The following is a 21,894-nucleotide window of genomic DNA, read 5'->3' on the forward strand; positions in this document are numbered from 1 at the left end:
CTCAGCGTCCGCCATCCCCGCCGTCGCTGCCGCCGATATCGATATCGCCTGGGTCGCCCCCCGCGCCGGGCGGCGGATGACGAGACACCCTACTGGACTTGGGCGATACACTTTTGACTTTTCTCTCTTCGCCATCCTCCCGGTGCAACCACACCTCGAGCTGGTTGAAGGCAATGCTGATGCCGTTTTCGGCAAACAGTTCACCCACCCGGCAGTTGAGCTCATCGGTGGCGTAAAGCCGATCGCCCAACGCGTTGACGAAGACCCGTAGCTCGAAGTTGAGGGTACTCTCGCCATAGTCCATGAAGAATACCTGGGGTTCGGGATCGCCCAGCACCCGGGGGTTCTCCTCGGCCGCCTGGTAAAGCAACCGATGCACCAGCACCTGATCGGAACCGTAGGAAACACGGTAGCCCAGCACCACGCGGGTGATGGTGTCCGACAGCGACCAGTTGATCAGCTGATCGGTGACGAAGGTCTTGTTGGGAATGATGATTTCCTTGCGGTCGAAGTCGGTCACCGTGGTGGCACGAATGCGGATCCGGCTCACCGTACCGGTGAGGTTGCCCAGGGTGATGGTGTCGCCGATACGCACCGGCCGCTCAAACAGGATGATCAGACCCGAGACGAAGTTGGCGAAGATCTCCTGCAAACCGAAGCCCAGCCCCACGCCCAGCGCTGCCACCAGCCACTGCAGCTGGCTCCAGGCCACGCCCAGGGTGGCCAGCGCCACCACTAGCCCGGTACCGACGATGGTGTAGGAGAGCAGCGCCGAAATGGCGTAGGCGCTGCCCTGCTTGAGCTCCAGCCGCGACAGTACCATCACCTCGAGCAGGCCCGGCAGGTTGCGCGCCATCACCAAGGTCAGCACGACTATCAGGAGCGCGGCGAAGATGTCGGCGACCGAAAGCGCACTGGTGACGAGCTCATTACCTACGCCTTCGCCAGCTTCCCAGACCGCCACGTCATCGAGGTAGCCCAGCACCGTCAGCAGATCGGACCACACCAGATAAAGCAACACGGCGAAGCCGAGCAACAGAATCAGCTTGGAGAGACGCAGCGACTGCTGGTTGATCTGCTCCATGTCCAGCGGCGGCTCCTCCACCACTTCAAGCCCCCCTTCGGCGCCCTCCTGAGCCTGGGCGCGGCGACGCATCAACGCACGCTTGAACGCCAGCCGGCGCGCCGCTACCGCCAAGCCGCGCACCACTGTGGCTTCGACCAGGATCCACATCGCCAGCAGATAGAGCGTGATGACAAAGCGCCCGATCAGGCTCAGGGCGGTATATTCGTAGCCCGATACGATCAGTCCCGCCAGCACCAGCGGCACACCAGCCATGAGCAGCCCCAGCACCAGGCGGAACAGCTTGACGCCGAAGAACGGGGTGTGGGCCATGATCAGCCTTGCCAGCAGCACACTCATTGCCAACAGGCCGGTAATCAGCAGCAACAGAGCAATGGGCCGCGACGACAGATCGATCTCGCCATCCAGCGCCAGGGAAGAGATCAGCAGTACCGGCACCAGGGCCACCACGACCCAGCCCAGCAACCAGCGCAGCCGCGCCACGTAGCCCGAAGGCCAGTAGAAGTGCTTGGTCGCCACGCCATCGCGTACCAGCAGCCGTCGTGACCAGGCAATGAAGCCCCAGGCCAGCGCCAGATGCAGGAATGCCTGCCCCAGGCCCGAGGCGATGCCCGAACCGATGGTCGATAGCGAAATGCCGATGCCGGCCAGCGTCAGTGGGCCGGGAAGCGCCAGCAGAGCGTTGAGGCCAACCGCCTGGGGCGTGTGGGCCTGGGAATCGCTGCGCAGGCGGCCGATCTGCTCGTGCAGCATGGCCAGGCGACGCTGAATGCGGCGGCGCAGCCCCAGCAGCAGCACCGCCACGAGGACCAGCGGCGCACCGGACAGGGCGTCGACTCCCGGCATACGCCAGTGCACCGGCAGCACGCCGCGCCATTCACCGCGCTGCAACTCGTCGGCCACGTTCGCCGGAAGCTGGCGGAACCAGGCCAGGTCCAGAGGTCGGGTATTGGCGATCCAGAACAGCTGCTCATCGATGGTGGTACGCAGCTCACGGGTGGTTTCCAGCAGCTGCTGCTGATTGAGCTGCAGCTCGATGGCCGCACTCAGCAGGCTGCCGTAGGTCTGTTCGAGCTGATCGACGAGCTGACGGCGCGAGTGGTAGAGCCCCTGCAAGGATTCCACCAGCCCCTGAGTGACCTCGACACCGGCCTCTTCCAGACGCTGATTGGCCAGACGCTCGCTCTGGCGCAAGGCGTCGCGCTGGCGTACCAAGTCGAACTGGCGCAGGCGCAGGTCGGCGATTTCATCCTGCAGGCTGCGCCCGGGGTCGACCTGGGGCAGCGAGCGGCGCTGCTCGCGCAGGATGCGCGACAGCAGCAGACTGCCGCGAATGGCTTCTATCTGTTCATTCAAGCTGCGCTGTAGCTGACGCACGTGATCGAGCTGACTGCGTATGGCCAGGCTCTCGCGTACCAGGCCGTTGTGACGATCGTTGGCCCGCAGCAGTTCGAGGCTGAGCTCACGGTTGACGTTCTGAGCACGCTCCAGCACCGGGTGTCCGGCTTCGAGCAGGGGGTCGTCGCGAGCGGCATCGGCAATCGCCTGCTCCGAGGCGATGCGCCGCTGGCGGTCGATCACCCCCTGCAGCAGGGCCAGCTCGGACTCCTTGCGCGCAACCTGTTGGGTGATCAGGTCGCGGCGCTGCTGGGTCAGCTCCCGCAGCCGGGTATTGCTGCCCAGCTCACGCTGACGCAGCCTGAGCGTGCGCTCGGCAAGCCGTCGCTCCACTTGCAGCTGCCACAGCCGGGGCGAGTCCTCACCGACACCCTGCGCCTCCAGCGCATCCAGGGCGCGGCGGGTGCGCTCGGCCGTCTGCATCGCCTCGGCTATGGCCTGCTGGGCCCGCTCCGGCAGCGTCTGGGCCGCCAGCAACTGGGAGTTGACGTCGGCCAGGCGATCCTGCAGCTGCTGCAGCTCGAACACTGATTCCTGCTGGCGATACTCCAGCTCGTCCAGCGGCGTGTCGTCGAGCTCGGCAATCGAGCGGTCGAGCTCAGCCTCCTCTTCCTGCAGCAGTTCCCGCTCCAGGCGCAGCAGCTCGGCGGGCGCACTTTCGAGCCGCTGCTCCAGCCCCTCGATCCGCTCCTCGATCCCTTGCAGCTGTTCCAGGGCACGCAGCGTCGCCTCGAGGGCCTCGACATCGCGCTGCTCGGCCTCGCTCAGGCTCTCTCCCTCTTCGGGACGCAGCTCGACCAGGCGCTCTTCCACTGCCTGGCGCTCGGGCAGGGCATCTTCCGCCAACGCCGATGTAATCAACAGAATCCAACAGCAGATCAGTAGACACAGCGCCTGGCTGGCACGTCGGAAGATACCGGCAGCGGAGTAAAGCGTGACGTTCACGAAATTCCTCGTAGCAGCGACCCTCGTCAGAACGAGGCTCAACTGGTGCAATAACATGACAATAGCGGCGCCAGCAGTTGACTTGCCAAGGCGACATGGTAGAAACGGAAGCTCAATGCCTCGCTTCGAGTTCCTCCATGACCATCCGTTCCCTTCTTTTCGCCAGCGCCGCCGTGCTAGGGCTGCTGCCCACCTCCGCCATGGGCGAGGCCGATGCCCAGCGACAAGCGCTCGAATCTCGCATCGAAGCGTTGAGCGGCGAGCTGGAGGCATTGCGGCTTCAGCTCGACGCTCTGCCACCAGAGGACGACCCCCTCTATGCCGAGGTGGATGACCCCGTGCTGGAAGAGATCGCCCAGCGCCGTCAGCTGGAGCGGGAATCAACGCGCAACCCGCTGGCCATCACCATGCACCGGCGAAATTACCTGTTTCCCCTGAGTTATACCACGCATCCCAATCAGGTGGCCTTTCGCGACGTCTATGCCGACGGCAGCCCCAACGATCTCGAGGTGAAGTTCCAGTTCAGCGCCAAGGTCAACCTGCTCGAAGACATCCTGGGCACCACCGGGGATCTCTACTTCGCCTACACCCAGCGCAGCTGGTGGCAGGCCTACAACACCGATGCCTCCTCGCCCTTCCGCGAGACCAACTACGAGCCTGAGGTGTTCGTCGATTTCGACAACACCTCGCGCTTCCTGGGTTGGACCAACACGCGCAACCGGGTGGCCTTCAATCACCTCTCCAACGGACGCTCGATGCCGCTTTCGCGAAGCTGGAACCGCATCTACCTGGAGAGCATCTTTCAACGCGGCGACTGGGCAGTGGCAGTGGCACCCCACTGGCGCATTCCCGAATCCGACGGCGACGACGACAATCCCGACATCGACCGCTACTGGGGCTATGGCGACGTGACCGTGGCGCGCCGTTTCAACGGCGACCAGGAGGCCAGCGTCATGGTGCGCGGCAACCCCAGCCCCGGCAACATGGGCACCCAGGTAGACTACTCCTGGCCCCTGTTCGGCAACATCCGCGGCCATGTCCAGTACTTCTACGGGTACGGCGAGAGCATGATCGACTATGACCACCGCAACCAACGCATCAGCGTCGGCTTCAGCGTCAATCCGCTGTTCACCGGCGCCGGTGGCGTGCGCTGACTTGCCACAGGAGCAGCGTTGATCTCATATCAGCGAGTGCTATGCTGAGGCTGTCATTCATCGTCAGAGGAAGACTGTCATGGCAACGCGCACCCCGCATACCGATGAAACCACTCGGCAACTCAAGGAAGACCTGCACCAGCTCACCCGCACCATCGAGGAGCTGGTGCACGCCACCGCCGACGATTCCCGCAGCAACATCAAGGAACTGCGCGAGCGCGCCGAACAGCGGCTGAAGGACACCCGCGACCGACTCGAAGCCCGCGGTGAGCGGCTCTATGGCGAAGCACGCGACACCATGCACCAGCAGGCCGACGCCTGCGACCGCTACGTGCACGAGAATCCCTGGACCAGCATCGGCATCGGCGCTGCGGTGGGCGTCGTCATCGGCATGCTCATCGGACGCCGTTGATGGCTGCAAGCGAAGGACCGGCGCAACGCCTGTTCAGCATCGCCAAGCGAATTCTGGCCAATCTGGTGGCGACGGGCGAGACGCGTTTGCGCCTCGCCGTTCTCGAACTCGAAGAGGAGCGCGCCCGCCTCGTCACGCTGCTGCTGATGCTCGGGCTCAGCCTGCTGCTGCTGCTGCTGGGCCTGGGCATGCTGACCCTGCTGGTGGTGGTACTGTTCTGGGACACTCACCGCCTGGCCGCCATCGGCATCAGCGCTCTGGTGCTGCTGGGTAGCGGCATCGGCATGGCACTCTGGGGCATGCGCCTGGCGCGCCGCCATACTCTGCTCAAGGAGACACTGGCTCAGCTCGCGCTGGACCGTCACCTGATGGAGGAGCCGCGTGACACGCCGCAACGTTGACGCCTCAATACCCGCTGCCGCGAGCCGTGCCCAGCGCAAGGCCGAACTCATCGCCGCCATCGAACGGCAGCGTATCGACCTGCTGGTGGAAGCGGAGCGCTGGAAGCACGGCACCCTGGGGCTCAATGCCGGCTGGCAGCAGTTGGAGAGTCTCAAGCCCTTCATCAAGCACTACCGGGGAGCGGCTTATCTGGCCGGGGGCGCCCTGCTGGTCGCTGGCTTGCGTCATCCTCGTATGCTCGTTCGGCTGACCAGGCAAATTGCTGCCGGCGCCCTGCTGCTGCATCGGGCAAGGCACCTGCTGGAGCGGGTTCGCTGAGCACCTAGGATTAGTCAGACGGAATAGGGCTTCGAAGGGCGGCTTAGGCTTCGAAAGGCGGATTAGGCTTTGTACGAAAAGTCGGCGAGCGAAGGCACTTTTCGCAGAGCCTAGAGCTGCGCTTCGGCCCTATGCCTATGCTTTCCCCCGCTCGGCACCCATCGCATCCAGCTCTCGCCACGCTTCAAGCGCTTGTCGATGAACTGACGCGTCTTGCGCTGCCCTTCGCTGGTATCCCTTGCCCACACCGCCAGCGCCGCCACGAACAGGCTGGTCAAGACCACCTCTTCGAGCTGAGCGCGACGCGTGCCGTAACGGGCTTCCAGACGTGCCGCCTCGCGCAGCCATTGCACGGTGCGCGACAGATCGAACACCAACGGTACCCAGGTGTGCGGATGCGGCAGATGCGCCTTGGTCCGGAGCATCTGCACGGTGACCTGGCGATGGGCGGCGAAGGTATCGAACCAGGCCTGCAGACAGTGCTCGATACGCACCCGCTCCGGCCAGTCGTCGAAGGTTTCCGGCTTTTCCGCCAGCATGGCTCGCCAGCCCCGCTGGAACCACGCATTCGCGACGGCGTCCATGTCGCGAAAGCGCTCCAGCACCACCGACATCGGCAGCTCCAGGTTGCGTGCCACCTCCGAGAGCCGCACCGCCTGCCAGCCACGCTCCTCGGCCTGACGCACGGCCTCATCGACGACGAGATCGGCAAACGCAGAGGCTTCGGACCGGGAAGAGTCCTGTATCGCAATCATGGTCATGGGCGATCCTCGGCTTCCAGCATGGTTCTGCTTGCAGCATAGCCCGGTTTACGGGTGACGCCATCCGGCCGCCCGCTCCAGATAGTGGATGCAGAACAGCGCATCGCGGTCGGTCCAATGCGCCCGCGGCTCGAACCCGGCGCGCCCCGCCAACTCGAGAAACCCGGCCACGCTGTACTTGTAGGAGTTTTCGGTGTGCAGGCTCTCGCCCTCGGCGAAGAAGAAGCGCTCCTCGGCCACGTGAATGGCCTGGTCGCACCGACTCACCAGATGCATTTCGATGCGCGATTCGGCTTCGTTGTAGAAAGCAAGATGGTGAAACCGCGACGGATCCACTTCGGTATCGAAGTCGCGGCGCAGCCGCTCCAGCAGGTTGAGGTTGAAGGCCGCCGTGATGCCGGCGGCGTCGTTGTAGGCGGCGTCCAGTATCGCCCGATCCTTGATCAGGTCGACACCGATCAGTAGCCCGCCTCCGGGCGGGAGCAGCTGCGCCAGTCCCACCAGGAACGCTTCAGCCTCTTCCGGAGTGAAGTTACCGATGCTCGAACCGGGAAAGAACGCCACCGGACGCTCCCCCGACAACCCCTCGGGCCAGCGCATCGGCTGCGAGAAATCGGCGCAGGCCGCATGCACCTCCAGCCAGGGGTAGTCGGCGGCCAGGCGGCGGGTGCTGTCGAGCAGAAAGTCCCGCGATATGTCCACGCCCAGATAGCACGCCGGATGCAGCGCCTCGAGCAGCAGCCGCACCTTGCGGCTGGCGCCGCTGCCCAGCTCGATCAGGGTTGCATCGCGCCCCACCACCTCGGCGATCTCCCCCACGGCAGCACGCAGGATCGCCTCTTCCGTGCGGGTGGGATAGTACTCGGGCTGCTCGCAGATGGCGTCGAACAGCTCCGAGCCGCGGCGATCATAGAAGAACTTGGGTGAGGTGTATTTCGGCGTGGCGGCAAGCCCCACCATCAGCTCCTGGCTCAGCGAGCCCACCGCCTCCGGCGAGTGCTGATCGTGAAAAGTGACGAATGGGTTCATGTCATGCCTCCCTGGCCAGGCGGAAACCGGAGAACGCCCAGCGGGCGTGGGGCGGGAAGAAGTTACGGTACGTCGGGCGAATGTGATCGCTTGGCGTGGCACAGCAGCCCCCACGCAGCACCATCTGCCCCGACATGAACTTGCCGTTGTACTCGCCCAGGGTGCCGGGCAGCGCACGAAATCCCGGATAGGGCCGATAGGCGCTGCCGGTCCACTCCCACACGTCGCCGAACAGCTGGGCCATGGCACTGCCCCGCGCCGTCGCGGCTACCGGCTGCAGGTGGTCACTCTCGACGAAATTGCCGCCCATGGATGCGTCCCAGGCCGCCACCTCCCACTCCGCTTCGCTCGGCAGCCGCGCCCCGGCCCAACGCGCATAGGCATCGGCCTCGAAAAAGCTCACGTGCACTACCGGCGCCTGCGGGTCGACCGGCCGCAATCCGCCCAGGGTGTAGTGGTACCAGCCATCCTCGCGCTTGACCCAGTACAGCGGCGCCTGCCAGCCGGCCTGGCCGACCTGCTGCCAGCCATCGGAGAGCCACAGCGCCGGGCGGGTATAGCCACCGTCTTCGATGAAGGCCAGGAACTCGGCGTTTGTCACCGGTCGATTGGCCAACTGGAACGCCTCGAGAAACTGCCGATGCACCGGCCCTTCGTTGTCATAGGCGAAGCCGGTTTGCAGGTCGTGGCCGATCTCGCGGATGCCGGCGGCATGCTCTAGCCAGGCCAGCTCGCCCGGGAGCTCCGCCGTCGGTAGCGCCAGGTCGTCGCGGTAGGCCGGGCACAGCGGGTTCTGGGCCAGGACGTGCTTGATGTCCATGAGCAGCAGCTCCTGATGCTGCTGCTCATGGTGCAGCCCCAGCTCGACGCGGCGGACGATCTCCTCGGCATGCTCGGGTGGCGGCGAATCGAGCAGCTCCGCCATGGCCGTATCGACATGGGCACGGAAGCGGTACACCTCGGCCACCGTGGGGCGCGACAGCGTACCGCGACTCGGCCGCGGAAAGGGCACGCCGTGGGTCTCGTAATAGGAGTTGAAGAGGTGGTCGTAGATGGGGTCGAGAGGTCGGTAGCGGGGCTGGAAGGGAACGAGAATGAACGCTTCGAAGAACCAGGTGACGTGGGCGAGATGCCACTTCGGCGGGCTGACGTCATCCATGCTCTGGATCACGTAGTCCTCGGTGCACAGCGGCTCGCACAGCCGCTCCGATGCCTGGCGTATGCGCTGGTAGCGTCTCAGCCACTCCTTGGTGTGCAGGGTATCGGGCGTATCCAACTGCTGGGGGGAGGCCAACTCATGAGCTAAGGGGGGCATGGCGCACTCCTGTGACGAGCCACATCCGTGACGAACCATCCAGACGAACAGTTCTATCCAGCGTAGCAAGGCTGCCCCAGGCCACCGGTTACGTTAGGTAAGGTTTTGTCGCGTTCCCTTCAATTGCTACAGAGAGCCCCCACAGGCCACCCCCGAGGCCCAGGCCCACTGGAAGTTGTAACCGCCGAGCTCGCCGGTCACGTCGAGCACTTCGCCGATGAAGCGCAGCTGCGGCAGTCCGTCGACGCTGAAGTCCTTCGATGAGATCGCCGTGGTGTCCACGCCGCCCAAGGTCACCTCGGCGGTACGCCAGCCCTCGGTTCCTGCGGGCTTGAGCCGCCAGGCCCCCAGGCGCTCCTGCCAGGCCTCGATGCGGGAGTTGGAGAGCTCGGCCAGGGTGGGGTCTTCACCGTGCCACTCCACCAGCGCCTGGGCCAGACGGCGCGGCAGGCGTTCGCCCAGCCAGGTGGAGAGCTGACGTCGCGGTGCCGCTTGGCGCGCCTCGGCCAGTGCGTCGGCAATGTCGAACCCTGGCAGCAGGTCGACCTCCAGTTCGTCGCCGGGCTGCCAGTAGCTCGAGATTTGCAGCATGCCGGGACCGGAGAGGCCGCGGTGGGTGAACAGCATCGGCTCGCGATAGCACCGCTGCCGCCCCGGCCCCAGGCGCTGGCCTTCACGTATCGCGCTCACCGCCACGTCGCAGCTCACCCCGGCCAGATCGGCCGCCCGCGCCTTCCACTGTGAGGTCAAGGTGAACGGCACCAGCGCCGGACGCGTCTGCGTCACGTCGAGGCCGAATTGACGGGCAACGTCATAGCCGAAACCGGTGGCACCCATGGTGGGAATCGAGAGCCCGCCCGTGGCGATCACCACCGCGCCCGCTTCGATGCGGCCGGCAGAAGTGGCGAGCCGCATGCCCTCACCCGCCCTCTCGATGCGCTCCACGGTGGTCTTCAAGCGCAACTCCACCCCGGCCCACTCGCACTCGGCGAGCAGCACGCCGAGCAGATCCTTGGCCGAGTGGGCACAAAACAGCTGGCCCGGCGCTTTCTCCACGTACTCCACGCCGTGGCGCTCCACCAGCTCGACGAAATGCTCGGGGCGATAGCGCTTCAATGCCGAAATGCAGAAGTGAGGATTGGCGGAGAAGAAGTTGGCCGGGCCGGTGGCCAGATTGGTGAAGTTGCAGCGCCCGCCGCCCGACATGAGGATCTTCTTGCCCGGCTTGTTGGCATGGTCGAGTACCAGCACACGCCGCCCGGCGTAGCCCGCCGTGAGAGCACACATCAGTCCGGCGGCGCCCGCGCCGATCACCACCACATCCGCTTGCATGCTCACCTGCGTCGCCCACCGGGTTGCCACTTCGAGGCTGCGCATTCTAGCAGCTGTAAGCGGGCAAACCCACGGCGGGAGGATCGCCGCCTCGTTAGTGTGCTAGGTTTACTGAGCCAACAGAAGAAACATCATTCCAATAAGTTAGAGGCTTGACGATGACGTATCCGAAGAAGGCACTGTTGACCAGCTCCGTTGCCCTGGCATCACTGCTGGCCGTAGGAGCAACTGCCGTAAATGCCGACGACTTTCCCAGCCAGCCGCTCACCATGGTGATCGGCTTCGGCGCGGGCGGCAGCACCGACATCCAGGGCCGGGTATTGGCCAACGTACTGGAAGAGGAACTGGGCCAGCCGGTCAACGTGGTGAACCAGCCCGGGGCCGGCATGGGAGTGGCCCTGACCCGCCTGACCAACAATACCGACGATGGCTATACCTTCCTCTATGGCCCCTCCTCGCCGCTGACCTTCGCCCCGCTGGCGATGGAGACCGACTATGAGCTGGACGATTTCCGCTATGTCGGTGCGGTCTCCCTGGCCCAGGCCGGCTTCGTCACCGGCGAGGATCGCCCCTTCGGCGACAGCTGGGAGGAGCTGGTGGAATACGCGCGCGAGAACCCTGGCGTGAGCTATGCCACCCAGACCGCTCAGGACCGGCTCATCATTGACTATATTGCCGAACAGGAAGGACTCGATCTGCGCATCGTGCCTACCGAAGGCGGCGCCGGCATGGCACCGCTGATTCTCTCCGGCGACGTCGATTTCGCCTACAGCGGCGGAACCCACTCGGGCTATGCCGACAGCGGCGAGATGCCGGTGTTGCTGAGCCTGGCTGCCGATCGCCTGGTGGCCTTTCCCGATGCCCCCACCCTGGTGGAAGCCGGCTACGACATCACACCGGGCGACATCCTGATGGCCGTGCTGCCGCATGACGTATCCGATGAGCGTGCCGAGCGGCTGGCCGAGGCCCTCGAGGCGGCCACCCAGGACGAGCGCTTCATCGAAGTGACCGAAGAGCGCTTGCTGCTGCCGGTACAGTACATGAACGAGGAAGAACTCACCGACACCCTATACGAGCAGCGCGATGCTTTCGCCGCACTGATCGAAGAGATGGGCGGCGTGGAAGAGTGACTGACCCACGAGACCGGCTCCTCGGAGCCGGTCTTATTGACTAGAAAAGTAATACTTCAGCATGAGAAATATCACCCAGATATTTCCTCGCCATCTATTACATTGGCTAAGACAACCCATCACAAAAGGTTACACGCCGACATTACTAATAAACAAGAGCAAAGTAGGCCTCAAGAACTAAAACACATAAAGTAACATACGCAAGGGACTCAGGAGGGACACCGCTCATGTCCGCTCACGCCTACGTACTCATCGTATTACGCACACTGAATGAGCCTGAAGAAAGAGACTATGTGGTTGCACTAAGGCAAAAGGGTTATCGCATCGAGTTCGTCGGGGCAGAGCAGGACCCGCTTCCGATTCTGCTCTCTAATCCCCCCATCGTTGCCTGCTTCGAGTATGACTACCCTGATCTGAAGGGCCTTACCGATCTCAGACAAGCCAAGCAGCACGCGGCCTCGGTGCCCCTGCTGATGATCACCCAAGCACACTCGGAAAGCCTGGCGGTGTGGGCCTTTCGCACTCGAGTTTGGGACTACTTCGTACAGCCCGTCGACCTGGCCAGGTTCATAGGCGTGGTGGCCAGCCTTGCTCAGTTACGATCGCTCAATCCCGGCTCGCAAGAACGTAAACAGGCGACCGCCGTCGTCAATAGGATTCCGCCCGAAGCGCGCTTGCGCTGCTGCACGACCAGCAGCCAGCAGATCCAATTGGAGCGGGCCATCAGCTATATCGAGCAGCATTTGTACCAGAAGCTGGCCCAGGCGGAAGTGGCAGCGCAGTGCGGTATCACCTCGTTTCAACTCAGCCGACTGTTTCGCAAGCTCACCGGCAACACCTTCCAGGGATTCCTGCTCGAGCGGCGCATCGACGAAGCCAAGCGATTGCTGGCCAATCCTCGCACGTCCATCACCGATGTCTGCTTCAGCGTCGGCTTTCGCGATCTCTCCTACTTCACGCGAACCTTTCAGAAGCATGTCGGCCATACGCCGACACACTACCGTCAGCGCTTGCACCTTCAGCCACCCGCCAGCGCCGCTGTAGTGGAACCGATGCCGATAAATCCGTACGACAAGCTGACCCCGGCCTCTCGCCCCTTGATCAGCACCAACCAACTGCAAGACTCAACCTGCCCCCAGGTAGTCTCGCCCTGAGCCACGGGAGAACAAGGCGAAAACGATGGCGCCGGCTCTCGCCGGCGCCAGTGTGACTGCCCCACCAACTAATCCACCAGGACGGGTATCTGCGCCAGAATGCCGAAGTTCTCGCCCCCCGTCTGACCTTTGGGATCGTGATAGCTGCAGCTGGGCAGGAAGTAGATGCTCTTCTGCTGCCAGCCACTCTGCTGTGGCTGAGAGTTCCAGTGGGCCATGCTCCCATTGGCCTTGCGCAAGTTGAAGGTATTCACGAAGCTGTTCCAGCGATCCACGCCGCTGGTACTGCTATGGCTCCAGGTGCCTGGCGAGGTGCCGCCGCTGTTTTCCGGCGGCAGCTGCATTTGTTGGGGCGCCCGCTGGTCGATCTGGTTGGCTTGATCGTTCATCCATACGATGTTGACGGTCACGGCACCAATCAGCGGATTGCTCGGCGCAACACCCGAATCGCAGTCGATCACCGGCAGCGTCAGGGTCCAGACGCTCTGCTTGCCAGTCTTCTCCACCCAGCAGTCATAGAGATCGCCGAAGGCTGAGTTGACCTGACCGTTGTTGGTGGCGATGTTCTCACCGAAGCGCAGCTCATTGGGGTTGCCATCGCCGCATACCAACGACCTCAGCTCGCTGGCGCTGGATGCTCCGCTGTGATTGTGCTTGAAATTGGTCCAGCCACCGGTCTGGTCGCCCTCGGGGATGAAGCGGCCCACGCTACATGAGTAGTTGCCCGAAGGGTCCACCAGCGCCTGTCGGCACAAGGCGATGGGCTGGTCCACGTCCTCCGGGCGCAGGTTACCGGCGAAGCCGATGTAGGCCACCGAGCGCGCCGTCACGTCGTAGCCCTCGAAGCCGAAGATACGCCCAAAGAAGGCCGCCACCTGGCTCTGCTGGCGGGCCGTCACCACTTCCACGGCGTTGATGAAATTGGGGTCGCTATCGAGATCCTCGGCGGTACGACCGAACAGATCCACCGGATCGAGGGAGTCATTGGGGGTGAAAGTGCGCGTGGCGAAGCTCCAGTGGCCACGCAGCGCACTCAACACCTCGACTGCCTCCTTCTGGCTGTCGTTGGCCATGGCCGCATCGGTGGCTATCTGGTTGGCATCCGCATTGACCGAGCTGCCATCGGCGGTATACAGCATCCGAGCGCCGGCCAGGGAGCCGGCATCGGCAGCGTTGTGCAGCTCGTTTCTGGCCACGTAGAGATTGCTGCCATCCACCGCCAGGGCAGTGAAGGCCAGCAGCATGAACAGACCGACGGCCAGCAGCACGATGGAAACCCCGCGCTGGCGCTGCGGCGAGCCGTAACGGCCGCGCCTTACGTTGCGAACGTTCATCTCATTCCGCCCTCATCACGGTGGTGGCATTGAGTTCGAGCACGTTGCCCAGGGTACCGATGAAGCCTGGTAGCAGCAGGAACTGGTAGGGGTAGTCGACGCTGACCACGATCTCGTCGCCGGAATCGAAGCGGCCGTTGCCGTTGCGGTCGATGCGCTGGATGTCGATGGTCATGCTCGCCGGCCCGCCCAGCGAGATCAGGTACTGTTCGGCATAGTTGCGGATGGCCTGTTCGATGGCGGCGTTCTCGTTCCCGTTGTCGCGCGGTTCGGGCCGGAACAGGATGCCGGTTCTGGCTCCTTCGCGGCTGGCGTTGGTCAGCGTTGCCTTGTCGAACAGCGCGACGCTGAATTCGATAATGCCGAACAGCAGGATGAACAGCAGTGCCGCCGAAATCGCGAACTCCACCACCTCCGAGCCGCGCTGCCGGCGCGCCGAGCGTATTGCTTTCATGCCTGGCCCTCCCTGCTCGGGCAGCGCTCCGGTCATGACGATGCCGGAACGCTGCCCGGGCGATCAGTTGATGACCTCGCCTCCATTACGACGGATCAATTGATCCAGACTGCGGGCGTTCTCGCTGGCGGTGACGTAGTAGGCCGGCGAAAGCCGCATGGCTTCCTCGAAGAAGCCCAGGGCATCCTGATAGCGCCCCTCGAGCATCGAGATGTAGCCGATGTCGTTGTAGGCCTTGGCCCGGTCGCCGCCTCTGGCCACCGCCTCGATGGCGGTGTCGTAGTCGCCCTCGCGGGCGTGCACCAGCCCCAGGTTGCGCCAGGCCAGGTCATAGTTGGGATTGGCGTTGAGCGCCTGGCGCAGTGCCTGACGCGCCCCCGGCAGGTCGCCGGCCAGGTAGCGTGAGTAGCCCTGGTTGTTGAGCACCAGCGGCGTTCTCGGGTTCGTCTCCAGGGCCCGCGCATAGTGGCCTTGTGCCGTGGCGTGGTCGGCGCGCATGTCGGCGATCACCCCCAGGGCGTTGTGGGTCTGCCAGGGTGCATCGCGCCGCGCCGCGATTGGCGCCAGTAACCGCTCGGCCTGGTCGTAGTCGCGCTGCTGGATCAGGATGATGCCAAGCGCGGTGCCGGCACCGGGATGGCGCGGATCGATCTCCAGCACCCAGCGATAGGCCATGTCGGCCAGTTCATGGTTGCCGCGACCGTGGTGGATGATGCCGACCCGGTACAACGCTTCGGCCTGGGGGCGCCGCTCCATGCGCAACCCGCGCAGGTACTCGAACAGCGCGCGATCGGCGTCGCCGGCACGCAGGGCGGCCTCGCCGTTGCGGTAGGCCTCCTCGGGAGACCCCACCGGGAAGGCGGTACCATAGGCGACCGACGACCCACCGGCGCCCAGCGCACCGTAGACGTCGCTCTCCTGGGACATACCCCCTCCGGTGGCAGCGCAACCGGCCAGTGCCAGGGACAGCGTGGCAACGGCGCAGGCCGCACGGCATCGTGTAGTGATTTTCATGACAATCCCTCCCACTCGTTGATGACATTGGCCGACTCAGCGCCCCGCCAGGGCGGCCGCCGCACCCAGCAGCGGCGGCCCCAAAGCCACCACGAAGAAGCTGGGAAAGACACAGAAGATCAAGGGAAACAGCATCTTGGTACTGACCTTGGCGGCTTTCTCCTCCGCCTCCTGAGTGCGCTTGTCGCGCAGCTCCACGGCGAACAGGCGCAGGGTCATGGCGATGCTGGTACCGAAACGCATGCTCTGCAGCAGCGTGGTCACCAGGCCGCGGATGTCCTCCACCCCGGTGCGCTCCTCCAGGTCACGCAGTGCGGTCTTGTTGTCCATCCCGGCACGGGTCTGCATGCCGAACAGGTGCAGCTCGTCCGCCAGCTCCGGGTGACTCACCTCCAGGTCGCGGGCCACCCGCTGAATCGCCGCGCCCAGCCCCAGGCCGGCCTCGCTGCACACCACCAGCAGATCGAGGGCATCAGGCAGGCCGCGGCGCAGTTGCTGAGTGCGCAGCTTGATCGCCCGCTCCAGCCAGAAGCGCGGCAGCAGGTAGCCGAGGATGGCCGGGATGATCAGCAGCAGTACCGCCACCATCGGGGGCAGGCGCACGAATGGGATGATCAGCAGCAGCACCAGCAGTGGCGGCACCACGGTCAGCAGCAGGCGTATGCCGTAGAACAGGCTGACGGCCGATGGCGAGCGCTTGCCGGCATGGCGCAGCTCCGTGGCGATCCGGCTGCGCACCTCATCCTTTTCTGGAATCAGTTTCTCGCCCATGGGCCCGAGCCACTGGACCAGCCCGCTCTCATCCGCCTTGCCATGCCCACCGGCCACCTCGGCGCTGGCTTCCAGATGCTTGAGCCGCCGCCGCAGCGGATCCGACAGTCCCATCACCAGCAGCACCAGCGCCACCATCAGGCTGAAAACGGCCATGCCCAGCAGTGCGGCGAAGCCAAGCTGCATGGCCTGAGGGTCCTTCAGCAGGCCACTGACGCTTTCGAGCCAAGCGGTTGAAACGTTCATGCGGGCTTCCTCCTCATACGTCGATACGCACGATACGGCGCATCCACAGGATGCCGACCACGATCATGAAGAATGACGCCGCGATCATCTGCCGCCCCACGGGGTCCTGGGTGAGCATGGGCAGGAAGTTCGGCGACACTAGAGTGAGCACACCGGCCAGGGCGAACGGCAGCAGCGAGAGGATCCAGGCCGCCATGCGCCCCTGGGCAGAAAGCGTGCGTACCTTGCGCTGGAAGCGGAAGCGGTCGCGCACCACCGCGGCCAGACCGTCGAGCAGTTCGGCAAGGTTGCCGCCGCTCTCCTTCTGGATCAGCACCGAGGTGGTGAAGACCATCACGGTCACGCTCGGCACCCGTTCCAGCATGCCCAGCATGGCGGTACGCACCTCGCCGCCGTAGTTGATCTCCATGAAGGTGGTACGGAACTCGCCGGCGATGGGATCGGCCATCTCCTCCGCTACCAGGTGCATGGCGTCGCTGAAGGGATGCCCCGCACGCAGGGCGCGAGCCATGATGATCAGGGCGTCGGGCAACTGCTCTTCGAAACGCGCCAGGCGCTGGCTGCGCAGGCGCTGCAGGTGCATGAACGGCAGCGTCGCCACGCCCACCCCCAACAGCACGCCGAGCAGGGGTTGCGGCAGCAGCAGGAAGCCGACCGTGCCGCACATGCCGCCCAGTCCCAGGCTCTGCAGCACCACCCGGTAGGCCGGGGTCTCGCGCCCCGCCTGCTCGACCAGCCGCTCGACCCGGGCCATGCCGGGCAGCGCCTCCAGCGCCCGCTCCAGCGGAGACAGCTGGCGCAGGTACTTGCGCCGCACCAGCGAGGCCTTGCCATGATCGGCGCTGGCCGAAATGGCATGCAGGCGCTTCTTCAGCCGCTTCTGCGCCTTGCGGTTCTCGCCGAACGTCGGCACCAGGAAGCTCTGCATCAGCAGGAAGGCGGCAATGAAGATCATGCCGATGAAGATCGCCTCGTCGGAGAGGTTGACGTTCAGACCCATGACCGCTGGCCTCCCCCCACCTGGAACACCTCCAGCCCAGGATCCAGGCCGCGACGCTTGAGATGATCGTAGAAGCCCGGCACCACGCCGGTGGCCATGAAGCGCCCCACTACCCGGCCATGCTCGTCGATGCCTTCGCGCTCGAAGCGGAACAGCTCCGACATGGTGATGATCTCGCCCTCCTGGCCGTTGACCTCCTGCACGCTGACCAGGCGCCGCACGCCGTCCTCCTGGCGCTCCACCTGGACCACCAGATCGATGGCCGAGGAGATCTGCGAGCGCAGCGCACGAGGCGGCAGCTGGTAGCCGCTCATCGCCACCATGTTCTCGATCCGGGTCAGGGCGTCGCGGGGGGTATTGGCGTGAATGGTGGTCAACGAGCCGTCGTGACCGGTATTCATCGCCTGCAGCATGTCGAAGGCCTCACCGCCACGCACCTCGCCGACGATGATGCGGTCGGGTCGCATGCGCAGACTGTTGCGCACCAGATCACGCTGGGTCACCTCGCCACGCCCCTCGATGTTGGGCGGACGCGTTTCCAGCCGACCGACGTGGGGCTGCTGCAGCTGCAGCTCGGCGGAGTCCTCGATGGTGACGATACGCTCATCGGCCGGAATGAAACCCGACAGCACGTTGAGCAGCGTGGTCTTGCCGGCGCCGGTACCGCCCGAGACCAGCACGTTGAGCCGCGCCTTGACCACTTTTTCCAGCAGTTGGGCGATGACCGGCGAGAGGCTGCCATGGGCGATCAGATTCTCGGCGGTGAGACGGTCCACGGCGAAGCGCCGGATCGACAGCATCGGCCCGTCGATGGCCAGCGGCGGAATCACCGCGTTGACCCGCGAGCCGTCCTTGAGCCGTGCATCGACCATCGGCGAGGACTCGTCGACACGCCGCCCGACGCTGGACACGATACGGTCGATGATGGTCATCAGATGCTGGTCGCTGTCGAAGCGCAGCCGGGTCTGTTCCAGCTTGCCGCGGCGCTCCACGTAGATCGGGTTGGTGCCGTTGACCAGGATGTCTGAGACCGTCTTGTCGGCCAGCAGCGTCTCCAGCGGCCCCAGGCCCAGCACCTCGTCCTGCAGCTCGCTGACGATGCGCTGGCGTACGGCCGCGTTGAACGGCAGCGACTCCTTGCTCATCAAGGCCTCGCACACCTGCTGCACCTGGCTGCGAGCCTCGCGCTCCTCCAGACTGCTGAGCAGCGCCAGGTCCATCACCTTGACCAACTGACGGAACAGCCGCTGCTTGCACTCCTGCTCTGGGGGCGACAGGCTCACGCCCGCCAGCCCGCGGCCGCCCCAGCCACGCTCCTCATCTCCATTGGTCATGCGTTCGCGAAAGTTCATGGCCGCCTCCCGGACGTCAGCAAGGGTCAGTGTTGCGTGCGATTCCACAGCCGCAGGGACCAGCGCCGGGCAGGCGCCGGCGGCTCGCGCGGTGTCGTCAAGGCAAGCGCCAGCGCCTTGATGGCGCGTGTCAGCGGTGCCTTGCGGGCCAGATCGATCAACGGGCTGCCGACGTTGATGCTCTGGCTGGCATGACGGTAGTCGTTGGGCAGGGTATGGATCGGCAGCCGCGGCAGGGCATCGCCGATGGCACCCAACGACACCTCGTTGCGTTTGTCGTAGCGGTTGACCACCACAGTCAGGCGCGCAGGCGGCAATCCGAGCTCGTGAATCAGGATGTCGCGCAGGCGCTGGGCGTCGTGCAGGTGCGCCACGCTCTGCTGCATCACCATCAGCACGCGGTCGGCGCGCTCGAGCACGCAGGCGGTGGCACCGTTGATCCAGCGCGGCAGATCGACGACCACCTCTTCATGATCCTGGCCCAGTACGTGCAGCAGTTGCTCGACCCGGATCTCCGGCACCTCGGCGAGACTCACGCGGTCTTCCGGCGACGAGGCCAGCAGGCCCAGGCCGCTCTCGTGCTGCTGGACATAGGCCGACATGGCCAGGCTGTCGAGGCTGTCGGCGGCGTCCAGCGCCTGGACCAGCCCGTGGTCGGGGGTCAGGTTGAAATAAAGCGGCAGCGAGCCGAACTGCACGTCCATGTCGACCAGAGCGCACTCCTTGCCCTCCACCGCCAGCCGATGGGCCAGGTTGGCCGCCACCAGGCTGGCGCCGGAGCCGCCCTTGGCATTGATCACTGCGGTCAGGCTTGCCGCCGGCAGTGCCTGCTCTTCGCGGCGGTCGCGGACGATCTCACGCAGGAAGCGACCGATCTCGCCGTCGTCGATGGGCGGAGAGAAGTAGTCCCGGGCACCGGCACGCATGGCCAACCGAATCAGCTCCACGTTGCCCTTGGGGCCGACCACCAGCAGCGGTGGGCGCTCGCCGACGGGACGCTCGCACAGCGCCAGCAGCTCCGCCTCCCAGCACTCTCCCACCATCAGCACCAGCGCGTCGGGCAGCGTCTCTACGTCCTCCAGCGGATCGACGTTTCCGTTGATCAGCTGCCGTAGGGTGACGTCGATGCCACCCTGGCTGCGCAGCAGCGCTTCCAGCGCCTCCATGTCTGCCCTGGAGCGCCCCACCAGCCGTATCTCGAGCCGTGTCAGCATGGCGAATACCCGTTGGTCGTCAGCCTTGGTTTGCCGGCGGTCGCCCGACCGGCACCGTTGTTTGCGTTTCCGCTCGCTGTGCGCCTTGCGCCCGGCAAACGCTCAAGGCAGCGAACTGGAGCTCATGGGCAGCGACTGCTGCCCCGCCCCGCCGCTGCGGTAGTTGCGCATCGACTCGGCCGCCTTGGCGCCCCCCAGGGCCGGTGCGTCATCACCGGGTTCGTAGGTCTGCAACCGCTTGGTGTGCTGCACCGTGTCGCCGAAGGGCGGCAGATCGGCGCCGGGCTGGGCCGCGCAGCCCGCCAGCCCCACGGCGGTGGCAAGGGCTGCCAGCCGGATGCCACGGGCGAGCGGGCGATGAGTGGCATGGCCGAGGCCGGCAAAAGGATTCAGTGGGAACATGGCGGACACCTCCATCGTGGCGTTCGGTTCACAGGTCATGGCCGAAGCGGCCCTCGGTGCCGCCCGCACGGCGGCTCGACATCAGTTCCAGATCCAGGCTGCTGGGGCGGGGCCGCGAGCCGCCGTCTTCGTCACGGGCCTGGAAACGACCGAGCAGATAGAACTCCAGGTCGCTGGGCGCCACGAACGAACCTGTGGGCAGCCGCACCTGCTCAGGCGCGAAGGAGCGCGCCAGCCGCGGGGTGACGAAGATCACCAGTTCGGTCTGCTCCTTGATGAACTCCTGACTGCGGAACAGTGCGCCCAGTACCGGCAGGTCGCCGAGGCCGGGGAACTTGGAGACGTTCTCGCGCAGGCTCTCGTTGAGCATGCCGGCGATGGCGATGGTCTGGCCCGAGGCCAGCTCCAGGCTGGAACTGGCGCTGCGCTTGACCAGTGCCGGTACGAAGAACTGCGCCGATACCTGATCGCCCACCCCGACCCGCAGGCTGTTGGCCGGCACCAGGTCGGAGACGGATACGTTGACCTGCAGGTTGATCGAGCCGGAATCCAGCACCACCGGCAGGAAGCTCAGGCCGACGCCGAACTCCTTGTGCTCGATGGCCACCTGGCCGTTGCCCTGGGGCACCGGAATGGGAAATTCGCCGCCGGCCAGGAACTGGGCCTGCTGCCCGGTGAGGGTGGTGAGATTGGGCTCGGCGAGGATCTTGGCCACGCCCTCGCGGCTGGCCGCGTCCAGCACCAGGTTGAGCAGGTAGTCGCTGCGCTGGTAGCTGGCGAAGATACCGGTGTCCTCGATGCTGGCCACTGCGGGGGAGAACTCCCGCACCATCGGCCCCAGCGGAGTTCGCGTGCCGTTCTGGAACACCGGCAGACGGAAATCCCCGCCCGGCCCCTGGAAGATGGCATCGGGGAAGGTGGCTCCACCGCTGACCGCTCCCAAGCTGAGCGCCGACGAGCCGACGTTGAAGACGTTGAAGTTGGCCTCCAGCCGCTTGATCAGCGAACGGGAGACCTCCGCCACCTTGACGTCCAGCATCACCTGGTTGGCCCCGCCCACCTGCATCAGGTTGAGCACTGCATCCTCCCCGCCACCGGCGAAACGCATGGCCAGCCGCAGCGCGGTATCGAGCCGCTCGGCGCTGGAGACCTCGCCGCTGAGCACGATGCTGTCCTGGGCCGAGCGCACCTGGATGTTCTCGTCCGGTAGCAGCGCGTGCAAATGGCCCTTCAGCGCTTCAAGATCGTGGGTCACGGTGACGTTGAGGGTGCCCTGGATGTTTTCCGACTGATCCCACAGCACCACGTTGGTGGTTCCGGTGGACTTGCCCAGCACGTAGAGCTGACGCGAGCCCATCACCACCAGGTCGGCGATCTCGGGATTGCCCACCGACACCACCCGCACCGCGCGGGGGAACTGCAGCACCTGGGCCTTGTTCAACTCCACCGCCACCGACACCGTGCGCCCCTCCACCGGCATGGCGACGCTACGCGTGCTCTCCTGGGCCTGTAGCGCTGTCGCCCAGCTCAGGGCCAGGGCGGCGCACACCGCCAGCGCCCACCCCTTCCATGCCATTTCCCGCCATGCCGTTCTCGTGTGCGCCGCTCCCTTCCGCACCGCCGATCCCCACCCCTCGCCTTGTATGCTCATGACGCTTCTCCCCTGCCTGTTC

At 65.2% G+C, this 21,894-nt stretch carries 20 protein-coding genes; 6 read left to right on the top strand and 14 right to left on the bottom strand.

Annotated elements, in window-relative coordinates; translation table 11 throughout:
• Nucleotide 1: 1 nt before the first annotated feature.
• On the bottom strand, nt 2-3,427 hold the full coding sequence (gene mscK / locus HOP58_RS04725) for a mechanosensitive channel MscK (RefSeq protein ID WP_234259699.1): 3,426 nt from the start codon (nt 3,425-3,427) through the stop codon (nt 2-4).
• A 137-nt stretch (nt 3,428-3,564) separates the two neighbouring features.
• Here mscK and HOP58_RS04730 point away from each other — a divergent pair, with 137 nt between their 5' ends.
• The 4 genes from HOP58_RS04730 to HOP58_RS04745 all read left to right on the top strand — a co-directional run bounded on the left by HOP58_RS04730 (nt 3,565) and on the right by HOP58_RS04745 (nt 5,713).
• Nucleotides 3,565-4,581, top strand: a complete 1,017-nt coding sequence (locus HOP58_RS04730) for a phospholipase A (RefSeq protein ID WP_010627874.1) — start codon at nt 3,565-3,567, stop codon at nt 4,579-4,581.
• A gap of 79 nt (nt 4,582-4,660) precedes the next feature.
• A complete protein-coding gene (locus HOP58_RS04735) occupies nt 4,661-4,993 on the top strand; it encodes a DUF883 family protein (protein WP_010627873.1) in 333 nt (110 codons plus the stop codon).
• Nucleotides 4,993-5,394: a phage holin family protein gene (locus HOP58_RS04740; protein ID WP_010627872.1), complete on the top strand. Its 402-nt coding sequence runs from the start codon at nt 4,993-4,995 to the stop codon at nt 5,392-5,394. Before HOP58_RS04735 ends, HOP58_RS04740 begins: the two co-directional genes overlap by 1 nt.
• Nucleotides 5,375-5,713, top strand: coding sequence for a YqjK family protein (locus tag HOP58_RS04745; protein WP_010627871.1), 339 nt, complete (start codon nt 5,375-5,377; stop codon nt 5,711-5,713). The genes HOP58_RS04740 and HOP58_RS04745 overlap by 20 nt, the downstream gene beginning before the upstream one ends.
• Before the next feature lie 110 nt (nt 5,714-5,823).
• On the opposite strand, the gene HOP58_RS04750 is transcribed toward HOP58_RS04745, so the two are convergent.
• The 4 genes from HOP58_RS04750 to HOP58_RS04765 form a co-directional block, all read right to left on the bottom strand.
• On the bottom strand, nt 5,824-6,474 hold the full coding sequence (locus HOP58_RS04750) for a hypothetical protein (protein WP_234259700.1): 651 nt from the start codon (nt 6,472-6,474) through the stop codon (nt 5,824-5,826).
• Between the two features lie 48 nt (nt 6,475-6,522).
• Complete coding sequence (gene egtD / locus HOP58_RS04755) at nt 6,523-7,503, bottom strand: L-histidine N(alpha)-methyltransferase (protein ID WP_234259701.1); 981 nt, start codon at nt 7,501-7,503, stop codon at nt 6,523-6,525.
• Between the two features lies 1 nt (nt 7,504).
• A complete protein-coding gene (gene egtB / locus HOP58_RS04760) occupies nt 7,505-8,818 on the bottom strand; it encodes an ergothioneine biosynthesis protein EgtB (protein WP_234259702.1) in 1,314 nt (437 codons plus the stop codon).
• Nucleotides 8,819-8,944: 126 nt separating this feature from the next.
• Nucleotides 8,945-10,150, bottom strand: coding sequence for an NAD(P)/FAD-dependent oxidoreductase (locus HOP58_RS04765; RefSeq protein ID WP_234259763.1), 1,206 nt, complete (start codon nt 10,148-10,150; stop codon nt 8,945-8,947).
• Nucleotides 10,151-10,308: 158 nt separating this feature from the next.
• Here HOP58_RS04765 and HOP58_RS04770 point away from each other — a divergent pair, with 158 nt between their 5' ends.
• Nucleotides 10,309-11,280, top strand: a complete 972-nt coding sequence (locus HOP58_RS04770; protein ID WP_234254195.1) for a tripartite tricarboxylate transporter substrate binding protein — start codon at nt 10,309-10,311, stop codon at nt 11,278-11,280.
• Between the two features lie 227 nt (nt 11,281-11,507).
• Nucleotides 11,508-12,434 (top strand): DNA-binding response regulator, encoded by a 927-nt coding sequence (locus HOP58_RS04775; RefSeq protein ID WP_010627865.1) that lies wholly within the window; start codon nt 11,508-11,510, stop codon nt 12,432-12,434.
• Between the two features lie 68 nt (nt 12,435-12,502).
• Here the strand turns inward: HOP58_RS04775 and HOP58_RS04780 are convergent, their stop codons facing one another.
• The 9 genes from HOP58_RS04780 to HOP58_RS04820 all read right to left on the bottom strand — a co-directional run bounded on the left by HOP58_RS04780 (nt 12,503) and on the right by HOP58_RS04820 (nt 21,872).
• Nucleotides 12,503-13,768, bottom strand: a complete 1,266-nt coding sequence (locus HOP58_RS04780) for a TadG family pilus assembly protein (protein ID WP_010627864.1) — start codon at nt 13,766-13,768, stop codon at nt 12,503-12,505.
• 1 nt (nt 13,769) lies between these two features.
• The gene (locus tag HOP58_RS04785) at nt 13,770-14,222 is read right to left on the bottom strand and encodes a TadE family protein (protein WP_010627863.1); all 453 of its coding nucleotides are present in this window, start codon (nt 14,220-14,222) and stop codon (nt 13,770-13,772) included.
• A 63-nt stretch (nt 14,223-14,285) separates the two neighbouring features.
• Entirely contained in the window at nt 14,286-15,236 is a 951-nt protein-coding gene (locus HOP58_RS04790; RefSeq protein ID WP_051004628.1) for a tetratricopeptide repeat protein, read from the bottom strand.
• 36 nt (nt 15,237-15,272) lie between these two features.
• Nucleotides 15,273-16,253: a type II secretion system F family protein gene (locus tag HOP58_RS04795; protein WP_234259703.1), complete on the bottom strand. Its 981-nt coding sequence runs from the start codon at nt 16,251-16,253 to the stop codon at nt 15,273-15,275.
• Nucleotides 16,254-16,266: 13 nt separating this feature from the next.
• Entirely contained in the window at nt 16,267-17,253 is a 987-nt protein-coding gene (locus tag HOP58_RS04800; protein ID WP_010627860.1) for a type II secretion system F family protein, read from the bottom strand.
• Nucleotides 17,244-18,605, bottom strand: coding sequence for a CpaF family protein (locus HOP58_RS04805; protein WP_010627859.1), 1,362 nt, complete (start codon nt 18,603-18,605; stop codon nt 17,244-17,246). The genes HOP58_RS04800 and HOP58_RS04805 overlap by 10 nt, the downstream gene beginning before the upstream one ends.
• Before the next feature lie 26 nt (nt 18,606-18,631).
• Nucleotides 18,632-19,819 (bottom strand): AAA family ATPase, encoded by a 1,188-nt coding sequence (locus HOP58_RS04810; RefSeq protein WP_234254197.1) that lies wholly within the window; start codon nt 19,817-19,819, stop codon nt 18,632-18,634.
• 102 nt (nt 19,820-19,921) lie between these two features.
• The gene (locus HOP58_RS04815; RefSeq protein WP_010627857.1) at nt 19,922-20,221 is read right to left on the bottom strand and encodes a hypothetical protein; all 300 of its coding nucleotides are present in this window, start codon (nt 20,219-20,221) and stop codon (nt 19,922-19,924) included.
• A 28-nt stretch (nt 20,222-20,249) separates the two neighbouring features.
• Entirely contained in the window at nt 20,250-21,872 is a 1,623-nt protein-coding gene (locus tag HOP58_RS04820; protein WP_234259704.1) for a type II and III secretion system protein family protein, read from the bottom strand.
• Between the last annotated feature and the right edge of the window lie 22 nt (nt 21,873-21,894).

Source organism: Halomonas sp. MCCC 1A11062, from assembly GCF_021404355.1.
Taxonomy (GTDB): Bacteria; Pseudomonadota; Gammaproteobacteria; order Pseudomonadales; family Halomonadaceae; genus Halomonas; species Halomonas aerodenitrificans.